Below are 13450 nucleotides of genomic sequence, written 5' to 3' on the forward strand. Positions count from 1 at the left end.
GGCAGGGCGCGCCGGTCCAGCCGGAGGCATGGACGTCGGCTCGGGCGGGGCGCTGTGCGCCGATCCGGCCGGGGGCATGGAAGGCCGCTCGGGCGGCGCGGTGTGCGCCGATCCCGCCGGGGCAGAGTGCGCCGGCCCAACCGAGCCAGAGTGCGCCGATCCGGCCGAGGCAGGGCGCGCCGGTCCAGCCGGAGGCATGGACGTCGGCTCGGGCGGGGCGCTGTGCGCCGATCCGGCCGGGGGCACGGAAGGCCGCTCGGGCGGCGCGGTGTGCGCCGATCCCGCCGGAGCAGGGTGCACCGGCCCAACCGAGCCAGAGTGCGCCGGCCCGGCCGGAGGCATGGAGGGCCGCTCGGGTGGGGTCGTGTGCACCGGCCCGGCCGGGGGCGGTGTTCCCGGCGTGGCCGGGGGCGTGCGCACCGGTTCGGCCGTGAAGTGGCTGGAGCCGTCCGGGTCGACCCGGAGCGGGACGACGTAGCCGATCCGCTCGTCGTGGACCGTGGCGAGGACGGCGTGGCCGGTGGCCAGGGCGATGTGGTGCAGGCGGCCGAGGACGGCCTGCTGGATCTCCTCGCCGGGGGCCGCGAAGACGCGGACGCCGCCGACCGAGGCTTCGTCGGACGCCCGGTTCGCCCCCGCTCCCGTGTCCGCTCCGGCCCCGGGGACATGGACGTCGATCGGCGCCGCCGGGGTCGCCGCGCGTGCGGCCTGCTTCTGTTCCCGCTTCTTCTCGCGGCTGAGTCGCGACATCGTCCCCTCACTGGGCGTCGTACACCTAGTGTCGAGTGTGTCCGCTCGCCCCCGTTTCTCACGTCACCGGGGTGTCACAGGCTCGTCCCAAGGCCCGTGCGCCCCGGGACGGGTCGTTCCGCAGGGCGTGAGGACCGGCTGCACGAGGGAGGAGAAGGGCATGCACACAGGCATGCGACAGGGGCCGGAGATCTGGCTGCGGCCCCCGGTGACCGGCACGGGCCCGGAGGGCCCGGAGCCCGCGCACGACCGGGCCGCGGGGCGGCGCTTCTCCTGGGTCGGCACGCACGGCGGGGCCGGCGTCTCCACCCTCGCGGCGGTCTACGGCGGTCATGACAGCGGCCGCGCCTGGCCCGGGGCCGGTGCCCCGCCGTCGGTGCTGCTGGTCGCCCGGACGCACGCGGCGGGTCTCGACACGGTCGCCGGAGCGGTGGAGGCCTTCCGGCGCGGTCAGGCCCCGCCGGAGCTGGATCTCGACGCCGTGGTCCTGGTGGCGGACGCCCCGGGCCGGCTGCCGCGTCCGCTCGCCCAGCGGGTCAGAGCGCTGGAGTCGGTCATCGACGTGTACCGCGTGCCGTGGGTGCCGGCGTGGCGGCTCGGTGAGCTCGGCCGTCCGCCGCGCGAGACGCAGGCCCTGGCGCGGCTGACGGGAGCGGCGCACTGACGGCCGTCCGGCTGCGGGCCGGGGAGATCGCGGCGGGCGTCCGGGCCCGGGAGCTGCGTGCGGCCGACGTCGTCGCGGCGGCACTGGACCGGATCGACCGGGCCGATCCGCGGCTGTGCGCGTTCACCGAGGTGTGGCACGAGGAGGCGCTGCGCCGGGCGGCGGAGCTGGACGCGCTGCTGGACGCGGACGGGGCCCGCGCCCCCGGTGAGGGCGGGCCGTTGCCGCTGGCCGGTGTGCCGATCGCCGTGAAGGGACGGCACGGGCTGCGTGCGGCGGGCCCGCTGCTCGCCGCGGGCGCCGTCGCCGTGGGGGCCACGTCCGTGCCGGGGCCGGGGACGCCGTGGCAGACCTGGGGGCTCGGTGCGCGGGGCCGGACCGTCAACCCGTGGCGGGCCGACCGGACGCCGGGCGGTTCCTCGGCCGGGGCCGCGGTGGCGGTGGCGGCCGGTCTGGTGCCGCTGGCGACCGGCGGCGACGGGGCCGGTTCGGTGCGGATTCCGGCGGCCTGGTGCGGAGTGCTCGGGCTGAAGACCACGAACGGACGGCTCCCCTCCGCCGACCCCACCGGCCTGGCCGCACCGGGTGTGCTGGCCCGCTCGGCGGCGGACGTGGCGGCCTGGTGGCAGGTGGTGTCGGGCGAACCGGCGGCCGCCCGCCCCGCCCTGCCCGTCACCGCCGTCTGGTCGCCCGACCTCGGCTTCGCCGGGCCGGACCCGGAGCCGGCCGCGCTGGCCCGGGCGGAGGTGGAGCGGCTCGTGGCGGCGGGTGCCGTTCGGCTGGTGCGGCCGCGGGCGCCGTTGCGGCTGGTGGACCCCGGGCCCGCGTGGCTCGCCCTGCGCGCGCGGGGTGCCGGGCCGTCCGGGAGCGCGCCTGCGCCCGGCCTCGCCGCGGCCCACCGGGTCCGGGCCCAGAACGACCGGCGGCTGGCCGCTCTGTTCGCCGAGGCCCCGCTGCTGCTGACGCCGACGGCCCCGACCGCCCCGCACGGCCACGACGGGCCCGGTGACCGCTACTCCACCTCGCTCACCTGGGCGTTCAACCTCAGCGGGCATCCGGCGCTGAGCCTGCCCGCGGGACTCGGCAGCGACGGCTGCCCGGCCGGACTCCAGCTCGTCGCGGCGCACGGGCGGGAGGCTCTGCTCCTGGCCGTGGCACGGGAGGCGGAGGCGCGGCTTCCGGACTGACGGGCTCGCCCGCCCCCTCCCAGTGGGGCGCCCCCTTGGCAGATTACTTGCACACTCATATGATGCAAGCGCGCATAATTGATGTACGCCGACTATGTAAGAGGGGCCGTCATGACCCGCCGCTTCCTTTTCGTCCTGGGCAGCGCCCGCAGCGACGGCAACACCGAGCTGCTGGCCCGCCGGGCCGCCGAGCAGCTGCCGCCGGGCGTCGAACAGCAGTGGATCGACCTCACCGAGCACCCGCTCCCCGACTTCGAGGACCTGCGGCACGACAGCGACCACGTCCGCCCGACCGAGGGCAGCGTCGCCCTGCTGCTCGACGCCACGCTCGCGGCGACGGACATCGTGATCGCCTCGCCCCTGTACTGGTACTCGGTCTCCGCGCAGACCAAGCGCTACCTGGACCACTGGTCCGGCTGGCTGCGCACCCCCGGCGTCGACTTCAAGGAGACCCTGGCCGGACGCACCCTGTGGGGCGTCACCGCCCTCGCACACGAGGAGGAGGTCGTCGCCGACCCGCTGATCGGCACGCTGAGCAACTCGGCCGCCTACCTGGGGATGCGCTTCGGCGGGGTACTGCTCGGCAACGGCAGCAAGCCCGGTGACGTGCTGAACGACACCGAGGCGCTGACCCGGGCCAAGACGTTCTTCACGCGGGAGGCACCGCTCGCCCGCTTCCTGTACGAGCAGTGAGGCGCGGTGCGGCCGGTCCGGCTAGGCCGTGATGTCCTTCGTCGTGAAGCGCGCCCAGGCCGCCGTGCCGAACACCGCCGCGTACAGGCCCTGCAGGCCGAGATTCCGGGCCAGTTCGTCCCAGTAGACCGGCTCGCGCATGAGGTCGGCGAAGGACAGCCAGTAGTGCGAGAAGAAGTAGGGCTGCAGGGCGTGCAGTTGCGGGATCTGGTCGAGGATCTGGACCGTGATCAGCAGGCCCACCGTCGTCGCCATCGCCGCGATGCCGCTGCTGGTCAGCGTCGACACGAACAGTCCGAGCGCCGCGACGCCGACCAGGGACGCGGCGACGGCCAGGGCGATCAGCAGGGCTCTGCCCAGCCCTTCGGCGAATCCGATCCGTGTACCGGAGATGGTCGTCAGGTCGCCGAGCGGGAACAGCAGCGCGCCGACCGTCAGCGCCGAGACGGCGACCACCAGGGTGGCGGCCAGGCAGAACAGGACGACGGTCGCGAACTTGGTGAGCAGCAGGCGGGTGCGGCCGGCGGGGGCCACCAGGAGGTAGCGGAGCGTGCCGGCGTTCGCCTCCCCGGCGATCGCGTCGCCCGCGACGACACCCACCGCCATCGGCAGGAAGAACGGCAGGGTGGCGGCCAGCGCCGTGAAGACCAGGAACAGGCCGTTGTTGGTGATCTGCGAGATGAAGGCCGGCCCGCCGCCTCCCCCGCCGGGCGAGGAACCGTCACTGGTCTCGATCTTGACGGCGATGCCGACCAGGACCGGCACACCCGCGAGGACGGCCAGCAGCGCGAGCGTGCGCCAGCGCCGGAAGGTGGTGGTGAGTTCGTTGCGCAGCAGCCCGAAGGTCCACAGCGGGCTCACCGGCCGTGCCGTACCGGCGGCTTCAGCCCGCGACATCGAATCCCTCCCCGGTCAGTGCCACGAACGCGTCCTCCAGCGAGGCCCGTTCGACGGTGAAGCCGCGCACCCGCACCCCGGCGGCGACCAGCGCCGCGGTCAGCTCGGCCAGGTCGCGGTCGGGCACGTCGCCGGTCACCCGGTCGCCTGCGACGGTGAGATCGCCGACGCCCTGCTCCTTCAGGACCCGGGCGGCCTCCGCCGGGTCCGGTGTGGTCACCACCAGCAGGCCGCGCGCCCCGGCGGCCAGCTCGGCGACCGGGCCCTGGGTGAGGAGCCGGCCCCGCGCCATCACGGCCGCGTGCGTGCAGACCTGCTCGATCTCGTCGAGGAGGTGGGAGGAGAGGAAGACGGTCGTGCCGTCCGAGGCGAGTTCGCGGATCAGGGTGCGGATCTCGCGCATGCCCTGCGGGTCGAGGCCGTTGGTCGGCTCGTCGAGGACCAGCAGCCGGCGGGGCCGCAGCAGTGCGGCGGCCAGGCCCAGGCGCTGCTTCATGCCGAGCGAGTACGCCTTGGCCTTCTTGCCGGCCGCGGCCGTCAGGCCCACCCGGTCCAGGGCGGCGGCGACCCGGGCCCGCCGGGTGCGCGGATCGGCGGCCGGGTCGGCGCAGTCCTGGCGCAGCAGGTTGTCGCGGCCGGACAGGAAGCCGTAGAGGGCCGGGCCCTCGATGAGGGCGCCGACGTGCGGGAGCACGGCGCGGGTGGCCCCGGGCATGGGCTGCCCGAGGACCCGCGCCGTGCCGGACGTGGGCTCGATGAGGCCCATCAGCATGCGGATGGTGGTGGTCTTGCCGGAGCCGTTGGGACCGAGGAAGCCGAAGACGCTGCCCACCGGGACGGTCAGGTCCAGGGCGTCGACGGCGAGTTGTCCGCCGCGGTAGCGCTTGGTGAGCGCGCGGGTGGCGATGGCCGGTTCCCCGGCCTGTTCGCCCCGCCGCTCCGGCTCCGTGGCGGACGGTTCGCCCATCGGCTTCCTCGTTCTCTCGACGTCCCGCGCCGGTGCGGGGCGGCCGCCCCGTGCGCGCGGGAGACCTACTTCCCGGCGTCGGCCGCCTTCACGAGCGCGTCCTTGGTGACGGCGCCCACGTAGACCTTGCCGTCGTCGGTGACCAGGGCGTTGATCAGTCGGGTCGAGAAGACCGTGCCCGAGCCGAACTTCCCGGTGACCTTGTCGCCGAGCGAGTCGAGGAAGCCGCCGAACTCGCCGCCGGCGTCGCCCGAGGGCACGCCCTCGCCGCCGGTGTCGAAGGTGGCTATGGCGTTCCAGCCCTCGCCGATGGTCTTCATGCCGTCGGGGCCCTCACCGTGGCCCTTTCCGGCCCCGGGAGCGTGCCCGGGCGCCCCGTCCTTGCCGAAGCGCTGCTCCAGGCCCTTGTGGGAACCCTTGCCGAGGTGCTCGCCGGCGTCCTTCTCCTCGGTGACCTTCGCACCCTTCGGCGGGGTGAAGTCGAAGGTCGAGGCGGCCGGCTTGGCGAAGCTGACCTGGGTGAAGCCCACGTCGACGACGGCCGCGCCGCCACTCGCCGGGGTCAGCGTGAACTTCAGCGGCGTGCCCGTCTCCGCGTCCACGGCGACGGTGATCGCGCCGACCGTCGAGCCGGACTGCCTCGGCTTCACGAGCAGCTTGTAGGCGTCCCGGCCTGCGACCTGGGCGGTGCCGTCCACGGTGACGGAGGTCGTGCCGTCGACGGCCTTCAGGGCCTCCTCGGCGAAGCCCTTCGGGGTGGCCGGCGGCTGCTGCTCCTCGCCGTGCTCCGCGCTCTCGGAGGCGGTGCCGTGGTAGACCTCGTTGGACTTGCTGTCGTAGGCCCAGACGTCCTTGCCGTTGTGGACGACGCTGTACTCGGCGGCGTCCTCCAGCAGCGACAGCTTCTGCCGGTCGGGACCGTCGGCGGCGACGCGCAGGGTGTGGGTGCCGGAGGCCAGTTCGGTGAGCTTGGCCGTCGGATCGGCGGAGGAGCCGCCCTCGTCCCGGCCCGCGGCGCCGGACATCAGGCCGGACTCCAGACCGCCGAGGTTCGGCAGGCCCAGGTCGGTGCTGATCTTCACCGTGCCGGAGAGCTGCTCGGTGTCCGACGCGGCGATCTTCTCGATGAGCTGCTGGGCGGTGATCTTCGGAAGGTCGGGGTCACCGGAGTCGGCGAGTGCGGGGACCAGGCCGATCGTCGCGGCCGCCACCCCCACCACCGTGACCGGGACGACGTACCGCGCGGCCTTGCGCCGCCGGGAGTGCTGCTCGTCGACCTCCCCGCCGGTCGTGCTGTCGTCGGATGCGTACGGTGCCATGTGTGCCCTACCTCCGTGGTCGGCGGCGGCTGTCCGTGTCGTCCACGCACTCGTCCCTGAGCCGCCATTCTCACCCGAACTGGTGAGGAGTGGTGTGTTCCGTGGTCTCCATCTGACCAAATCCGCCAGGGAGATACGTCAGACCCCGGACTCAACTCCGCGTACTGCTGGGGTATGACACGGAGGGTCGGCTTCTCCCCCGACCCGTAGGGGTCGGGGGTCGGCGGGCGGTCAGCCGGCCCGGTGCACCACCGCGTCGCACAGTTCCACGAGCGCGGTCTTCGCGGCGCAGTCGCGCAGCGGCGCCAGCGCGGAGCGGGCGTCCTCGGCGTAGCGGACGGTGTCCCGGCGGGCCTGTTCGAGCGCCGGGTGGGCGCGCAGCAGGCGCAGGGCCTCGGCGTGCCGGTCGTCGTCGGTGAGGTCGGAGTCCAGCAGCTCGCACAGGGCGACGTCCTCCGCGAGGCCGAGCCGGGCCGCCCGCTCGCGCAGCCGCAGCACCGGCAGGGTCGGGATGCCCTCGCGCAAATCGGTGCCGGGGGTCTTGCCGGACTCGTGGGAGTCGGAGGCGATGTCCAGCACGTCGTCCGCGAGCTGGAAGGCGACGCCGAGCCGCTCGCCGTACTGGGTCAGCACGTGCACGACCGTCTCGTCGGCGCCCGACATCATCGCGCCGAACCGGCAGGAGACCGCCACCAGCGAGCCGGTCTTGCCGCCCAGCACGTCCAGGTAGTGCTCGACCGGGTCGCGCCCGTCCTGCGGTCCGGCCGTCTCCAGGATCTGCCCGGTCACCAGCCGCTCGAACGCCTCGGCCTGCACCCGCACCGCCTCCGGGCCCAGGTCGGCCAGGATGTGCGAGGCGCGCGCGAAGAGGAAGTCGCCGGTGAGGACCGCGACGGAGTTGCCCCAGCGGGCGTTGGCGCTGTCCACCCCGCGGCGTACGGCGGCCTCGTCCATCACGTCGTCGTGGTACAGCGTGGCGAGGTGGGTCAGCTCCACGACCACGGCCGAGGGCACGATCCCGGGCGCGTGCCGGTCGCCGAACTGGGCGGCGAGCATCACGAGCAGCGGCCGGAACCGCTTGCCGCCGGCCCGCACCAGGTGCTGGGCGGCCTCCGTGATGAAGGGCACCTCACTCTTGGTCGCCTCTAGCAAGCCTTCCTCGACAGCCGCCAGTCCGGCCTGGACATCGGCTTCCAGAGCCTGGTCCCGCACGCTCAGCCCGAACGGCCCGACGTCGGTCACGAGGGGTCTCCTGTCTGCTGGTGTCTGCCGGTGCTTACGCGGATTGTCGATAGGTCGCTGCCATCACTCGAGTCAGCGTATCCGGTCACGTTTCGATCACCGCCAGCGCCCATGGTTACAGGCCGGGCGGTATCCGATCACGACCGCCATGTTTTCGATCAGCTCATAAGAACAGACATGTTCCGACTTTCCGGGAATTCGTGACCTATGCGAGATTTGCGGCATTGATGAAGCAAATTCCCCTTGCGGAACATTGCGCCCCGGCTCGCGATCAGTGAATTGAATCACTTCGGCCCTTCCGCGCCACCAGCGGGGCATCGAGGGGTTCCCCCTTTCCCGGAAAGCGAGTTGAGCCTTGGCAGGCGCAAAGGATCAAGCGCCCCCTCGGCCCCGGACCAAGGTCAACAGGCGCCCGGTGTGACTCCGGTGCTTGTTCCCGGCATGTGCTCTCGCATACGTTCCGGCCCAGTCCGGCGGACGCCGAATCCTGCCACCGCCCGGACTCCCCACACACACCGACTCACTCACGCAGGGCAGGAGCGGGGGACCCAGGTAAGTCGCCGGTCCGTGACAGGGACCGGCTCGGGGTGAAGCCGCGCACGACAGCACCACGCCGTGTGCGGCCGGGCACCTCCCGGCCCGAACCCGACAGCTCACCTCGCAGGCGCCGGAGAGGAACATCGCCATGCCCGGACGAGGTAAGCACCGTCGCCCCAGAAGGAACCCGATCACCCGTGGTGTCGTCGCCGCCGGCACCGGCGGAGCGGCACTGACCCTCCCGCTCCTCGGCGCCACGCACGCCACCGCCGCCGAACCCCAGAGCGCGCCCGCCGCGCAGAGCGTGCCGCAGGCGGTCAAGCCCGCCGGGTCGCTCACGTACACCGTGGCCAAGGGCGACTCGCTCTACCGCATCGCGGAGAAGTACGACGTCTCCGGCGGCTGGAAGCAGCTGTACAAGGCCAACCGCGCAGCCGTCGGCGACGACCCGAAGCTGATCCGCCCGGGTCTGAAGCTGAAGGTCGCCACGGCCGAGGCCGCCACGGAGAAGGCGACCCCGTCGTCCGCCCCGGCCAAGCCGGCCGGCGGCGTCACGCAGGCCACCCCGGCCGCCGCGCAGACCTACGCGAACAACCTCGACGGATGGATCCGCGAGGCGCTGGACATCATGGCCCAGAAGGGCATCCCGGGCTCGTACGACGGGATCTACCGCAACATCATGCGGGAGTCGTCCGGCAACCCGCAGGCGATCAACAACTGGGACTCGAACGCCGCCAAGGGCACCCCGTCCAAGGGCCTGCTCCAGGTCATCGACCCGACCTTCGCCGCCTACCACGTGCCCGGCACCCCCTACGACCCGTACGACCCGGTCGCCAACATCACGGCGGCCTGCAACTACGCGGCCGACCGCTACGGCTCGATCGACAACGTCAACGGCCCGTACTGAGCACTCCCGCCCAGCAGTCGCTCGAGGACGACGGCGATGCCGTCGTCCTCGTTCGACAGCGTGATCTCGTCGGCGACGGCCTTGAGTTCGGGATGGCCGTTGGCCATCGCCACGCCGTGCGCCGCCCAGTCGAACATCGGGATGTCGTTGGGCATGTCACCGAAGGCGATGGTGTCGGCCGGCCGCAGCCCCAGGTGCTCGGCGGCCAGCGCCAGGCCCGTCGCCTTGGTGACCCCGCACGGCTGGAGCTCCACCGTGCCGGGCCCCGACATCGTCACCGTCGCCAGTGACCCGACCACCGAACGGGCCGTCGCCGCCAGCTCGTCGTCCGACAGGTAGGGGTGGCGCAGCAGCACCTTGCTGATCGGCTCGCCCCACAGCTCGTCGCGCCGGTCGACCCGCACCGCGGGCAGCGTCGGATGCGGCATGAGGTAGCCGGGCTCGATGAGCGTGAGCCCGTCGACCCCGTCCTGGTCGACCGCCGCGTACACCTGCCCCACCTCGGCCTCGATCTTGCCCAGGGCGGTCTCGGCCAGTTCCCGGTCCAGCGTGATGGACCACAGCAGCCGGTCCGCGCCGGCGTCGTACACCTGCGCGCCCTGCCCGCACACCGCGAGCCCCGTGCAGCGCAGGTCGTCCAGGAGCGGCCGCACTCTCGGCGCCGGGCGGCCCGTCACCACGAGGTGCTGGGCACCGGCGTCCGCCACCCGCGTGAGTACGGCGAGGGACCGGTCGGACAAGGTGTCGTCGCCGCGCAGCAGCGTCCCGTCCAGGTCGGTGGCGATGAGTGAATATGCGAGGGGTGCGGCCATGATCAGAGAATACGGACAACGCGCCCGTTCGTTTCATCACACGGCTCACACCGATTGCCCGGTTGGGGGCCTCTGCACCGGTTGGCAACAACATGGTCCGCTACCTACCCGAGGGGCCGCATCGAGCGGTACCTTCCAAGTGTCCAGGGGGGACTTGATCGGGGGGTCAGGTTGAGCAGTGGGCGCATTCGCGTGGCCGGGGCCGGGGAACTCGGCGAAAAGGACAAGGAGCGCTGGCGTGCGCTGCGCGCCGCCTCGGAGTCTCCGCGCAACCCCTTCATGGAGCCGGAGTTCACCGAGGCCGTCGGTCTGGTGAGGCCGCAGGCCCGGGTCGCGGTGGTCCACGAGGGCCCGGAGCCGGCCGGCTTCCTGCCCTTCGAGCGCGGCCTGTTGGGGCAGGGCCGGGCCATCGGGCTCGGGGTCTCGGACGCACAGGGCGCGATCCTGCGCCCGGGTCTGGACCTGGAGGCGGACCGGCTGCTGCGGGCCTGCTCCCTGTCGTCCTTCGCCTTCGACAACCTGGAGGCCGAGCAGCGGCTGTTCGTCCCGTACGCGGCGGAGGAGCACGCCACCTACGTCGTCGACGTGGAGAAGGGCTACGAGACCTACGAGTCGGTGCTGCGCGCCCAGTCGCCCAAGTTCCTGAAGACCACGCTGGCCAAGGAGCGCAGGCTGGGCCGGCAGGTCGGCGAGGTGCGGTTCGTGTTCGACGAGCGCGACCCGGCCGCGCTGCGCACGCTCATGGACTGGAAGTCGGCGCAGTACCGCAGGACCGGCCGCCGGGACCGGTTCGCGCAGGAGTGGATCACCCGGCTCGTCGGGCACCTGGCCCGCACCCGGGCGCCGGAGTGCAGCGGCACGCTGTCCGTGCTGTACGCGGGCGGGCGGCCCGTCGCCGCGCACTTCGGGCTGCGCTCGGCATCGGTGCTGGCCTGCTGGTTCCCGGCCTACGAGCCGGAGTTCGCGAAGTACTCGCCGGGGCTGGTGCTGCACCTGCGCATGGCGGCGGCGGCGGCCGCCGAGGGCATCGGCACGCTCGACCTGGGGCGGGGCGCGGCCGCGTACAAGGACGCGCTGAGGACGGGCGAACTGCCCGTGTACGAGGGCGCGGTGACGCGGCCGGGGGCGGGCGCGGCGCTGCACTGGCTGAGCCGCGAGCCGGCGCGCCGCGCGCACCGCTTCGTGCGCGGCCGGCCGCGGCTCGCGGCGCTGGCCGCGCGGACGCTGAAGGGCGCGGCCCGGCTGCGCCGTACCTGACGACGAGGGGGGAGGGCGCATGGCCCGTTCGGCGCGTGCGCAGGAGGAGATACGGCGGTTCCTGGCCATCGGGGCGGTGCAGGTCGCCGAGGTGGACCTGGACGGCGAGGAGGCGGTGCTCAGATCCGGCCCGGGGAGCCGGCCGATCACGTCCGGCGAGGTGTTCGTCCTGGTCAGACGGTATGGCCGCCCGGTGGGCACGCTGCTCGGGCGGGTCCCGGAGGGCGCGGATCCGCGGGCTGTGCTGGCGGCGCGGGCCCGGGCGGAGTGCGCCGGCGTGGAGTGCGCCGGCGTGGAGACCGATACGCCGGGGGAACCGCCGTACGCGAGTGTCGTCGTGGCCACCCGGGAGCGTGCCGGGCAGCTGGCCCGGGCGCTGGACTCGCTGCTCGCCCAGGACCATCCGCGGTGCGAGATCGTCGTGGTGGACAACGCGCCCGTGACCGGTGAGACGCGGGAGCTGATCGAGCGGAAGTACGCCGAGCGCGTGCGGTACGTGTGCGAGCCGGTGCCGGGCCTGGCCGTCGCGCACAACACGGGTCTCGCGGCCGCGCGGGGCGAGGTCGTGGCCTTCACGGACGACGACGTGGTGGCCGACCCGCGCTGGCTGACCGAGCTGACCGCGCCGTTCGCCGCCGACCCCCGGCTGGGGTGCAGCACCGGGCTGATCCTGCCCGCGCGGCTGACGACACCGGCCCAGGTGCTGCTGGAGAGCCACGGCGGCTTCGCGAAGGGCTTCACGCCAAGGACGTACGACCCGGCGGACCCGCCGGGCGACGAGCCGCTGTTCCCGTTCACGGCGGGGCGGTTCGGCTCGGGCGCGAACATGGCGTTCCGTACCGAGGTGCTGCGCGCGGTCGGCGGCTTCGACCCGGCGACCGGTGCCGGGACGGCCGCCCGGGGCGGCGACGACCTCTACGGCTTCGTCCGGGTCCTGGCCGCGGGCCACCGGCTGCGGTACACGCCGTACGCCCTGGTCTGGCACCACCACCGGGAGACCTGGCGGGACCTGGAGACCCAGGCCTACGGCTACGGCGCCGGGCTCACGGCGTACCTGACCGCGGTGCTGGTGAACCGGCCCGCGCTGCTGCCGGCGTTCCTCGCGCGGCTGCCGCGCGGCCTGGCCCACGCGCGGGCGCTGACGGCCGTGCGCGAGACGGAGGGCGGGAGCACGCCGGGCGATCACGACGTGCGGACGCATCCCTGGCCGCGGCGGCTGTCGCGGCTGCAGCGCAGAGGGATGCTGTACGGGCCTGTCGGCTATCTGCGGGCGCGGCGGGCGCTGCGCCGGAGCGCGGTTGAGGGGGCGAGATGAAGACGCCGGCACGGGAGCGGGGCGAGGGGCGCGGGGACGGCAGAGGCCGGGCGGAACGGGGTGCGCAGGACGGCGAGGGGCCGATAGCGCCCCGGGACGCGGCCGGGACCCCGGTCGTCCCCGTCTTCCTGTACCACTGCGTGATGGACGACCCGCCCGGCTGGATCGCCGAGTTCACGGTCACGCCCGCGCAGTTCGGCGCGCATCTGGACGCCGTGGTGCGCAGTGGGCGCACGCCCGTCACGATCAGCGCGGTCGCCGACCATCTGGCCGGGCGGGCGCCCCTGCCGCCCCGGCCGGTGCTGCTCACCTTCGACGACGGGTTCGCCGACCTGCCCGGCCCCACCGCCGAGGCGCTGGCCGAGCGGGCGCTGCCCGCCACCGCGTATCTCACCACCGGCGCCATCGCCCCGGGCGGGCGCAGTCTGCTGCCGCCCGCCCCGATGATGACGCTGGCCGGCGTGGCGGAGCTGGAACGTTCCGGCATGGAGATCGGCAGTCACACGGTCACGCATGCCCAGCTCGACACGCTGTCCGCGAAGGACCTGGCGTACGAACTGCGCACCTCCAAGGCCGTTCTGGAGGACGCCCTCGGGCACGAGGTGCGCCACCTCGCCTATCCGCACGGCTACAACAGCCCACGCGTGCGCGCCATGTCGGCCCGGGCCGGCTACGAGACGGCGACCGCGGTCCGCCACGCCCTCAGCTCCGACCACGACGAGCGGTACCGCATCGCCCGGCTCATCGTCCGCCGCGGCCACACCGTCGCCGACGTCGAGGGCTGGCTGGCCGGGACGGGTGCGCGGGTCGCGCCCTATCGGGACGGGCCGAGGACGATCGCCTGGCGGTGGTACCGGCGGGCCCGCGCGCGGGTGCGCGGGCCCGAGTTCGCCGGCTGACCGG

Annotated in this window: 12 protein-coding genes, 1 pseudogene and 1 riboswitch; of the genes and pseudogenes, 7 read left to right on the forward strand and 6 right to left on the reverse strand. The window is 73.8% G+C overall.

The features are described 5' to 3' along the window. Positions 1–750, reverse strand: a pseudogene (locus ACPXCS_RS26530) (tetratricopeptide repeat protein); the annotation flags it as partial. A 160-nt stretch (positions 751–910) separates the two neighbouring features. On the opposite strand from ACPXCS_RS26530, the gene ACPXCS_RS26535 reads away from it, so the two are divergent. From ACPXCS_RS26535 to ACPXCS_RS26545, 3 genes are all read left to right on the forward strand, one after another. After that, positions 911–1414, forward strand: a complete 504-nt coding sequence (locus tag ACPXCS_RS26535) for a DUF6668 family protein (RefSeq protein ID WP_425949955.1) — start codon at positions 911–913, stop codon at positions 1412–1414. Then, on the forward strand, positions 1411–2601 hold the full coding sequence (locus tag ACPXCS_RS26540; protein WP_425950200.1) for an amidase family protein: 1191 nt from the start codon (positions 1411–1413) through the stop codon (positions 2599–2601). Before ACPXCS_RS26535 ends, ACPXCS_RS26540 begins: the two co-directional genes overlap by 4 nt. A 111-nt stretch (positions 2602–2712) precedes the next feature. Continuing rightward, positions 2713–3294 (forward strand): flavodoxin family protein, encoded by a 582-nt coding sequence (locus ACPXCS_RS26545; RefSeq protein ID WP_425949957.1) that lies wholly within the window; start codon positions 2713–2715, stop codon positions 3292–3294. A 21-nt stretch (positions 3295–3315) separates the two neighbouring features. Here ACPXCS_RS26545 and ACPXCS_RS26550 read toward each other — a convergent pair whose 3' ends face one another. From ACPXCS_RS26550 to ACPXCS_RS26565, 4 genes are all read right to left on the reverse strand, one after another. Beyond that, a complete protein-coding gene (locus ACPXCS_RS26550; protein ID WP_425949958.1) occupies positions 3316–4191 on the reverse strand; it encodes an ABC transporter permease in 876 nt (291 codons plus the stop codon). Beyond that, complete coding sequence (locus tag ACPXCS_RS26555) at positions 4178–5158, reverse strand: ATP-binding cassette domain-containing protein (RefSeq protein WP_425949960.1); 981 nt, start codon at positions 5156–5158, stop codon at positions 4178–4180. The genes ACPXCS_RS26550 and ACPXCS_RS26555 overlap by 14 nt, the downstream gene beginning before the upstream one ends. A 65-nt stretch (positions 5159–5223) precedes the next feature. Next, the gene (locus tag ACPXCS_RS26560; RefSeq protein WP_425949962.1) at positions 5224–6477 is read right to left on the reverse strand and encodes a LolA family protein; all 1254 of its coding nucleotides are present in this window, start codon (positions 6475–6477) and stop codon (positions 5224–5226) included. A gap of 231 nt (positions 6478–6708) precedes the next feature. Then, a complete protein-coding gene (locus tag ACPXCS_RS26565; RefSeq protein ID WP_425949964.1) occupies positions 6709–7719 on the reverse strand; it encodes a polyprenyl synthetase family protein in 1011 nt (336 codons plus the stop codon). A 503-nt stretch (positions 7720–8222) separates the two neighbouring features. Then, positions 8223–8401: riboswitch (cyclic di-AMP (ydaO/yuaA leader) on the forward strand. Positions 8402–8404: 3 nt separating this feature from the next. Between ACPXCS_RS26565 and ACPXCS_RS26570 the strand changes: the two genes are divergently transcribed. Next, positions 8405–9163 (forward strand): transglycosylase SLT domain-containing protein, encoded by a 759-nt coding sequence (locus ACPXCS_RS26570; protein ID WP_425949965.1) that lies wholly within the window; start codon positions 8405–8407, stop codon positions 9161–9163. Here the strand turns inward: ACPXCS_RS26570 and ACPXCS_RS26575 are convergent. Continuing rightward, positions 9127–9975 carry an HAD family hydrolase gene (locus ACPXCS_RS26575; RefSeq protein ID WP_425949967.1) on the reverse strand — a complete coding sequence of 283 codons (849 nt, stop codon included), beginning with the start codon at positions 9973–9975 and terminating at the stop codon, positions 9127–9129. The genes ACPXCS_RS26570 and ACPXCS_RS26575 overlap by 37 nt on opposite strands. A 171-nt stretch (positions 9976–10146) precedes the next feature. Here ACPXCS_RS26575 and ACPXCS_RS26580 point away from each other — a divergent pair, with 171 nt between their 5' ends. The 3 genes from ACPXCS_RS26580 to ACPXCS_RS26590 all read left to right on the forward strand — a co-directional run bounded on the left by ACPXCS_RS26580 (position 10147) and on the right by ACPXCS_RS26590 (position 13446). Next, positions 10147–11232: a GNAT family N-acetyltransferase gene (locus ACPXCS_RS26580; protein WP_425949969.1), complete on the forward strand. Its 1086-nt coding sequence runs from the start codon at positions 10147–10149 to the stop codon at positions 11230–11232. 19 nt (positions 11233–11251) lie between these two features. Continuing rightward, a complete protein-coding gene (locus ACPXCS_RS26585) occupies positions 11252–12547 on the forward strand; it encodes a glycosyltransferase (protein ID WP_425949971.1) in 1296 nt (431 codons plus the stop codon). A 143-nt stretch (positions 12548–12690) separates the two neighbouring features. Then, entirely contained in the window at positions 12691–13446 is a 756-nt protein-coding gene (locus tag ACPXCS_RS26590) for a polysaccharide deacetylase family protein (RefSeq protein ID WP_425950202.1), read from the forward strand. Positions 13447–13450: the final 4 nt, after the last annotated feature.

Source organism: Streptomyces sp. DT190 (genome assembly GCF_049846985.1).
GTDB lineage: Bacteria > Actinomycetota > Actinomycetes > Streptomycetales > Streptomycetaceae > Streptomyces.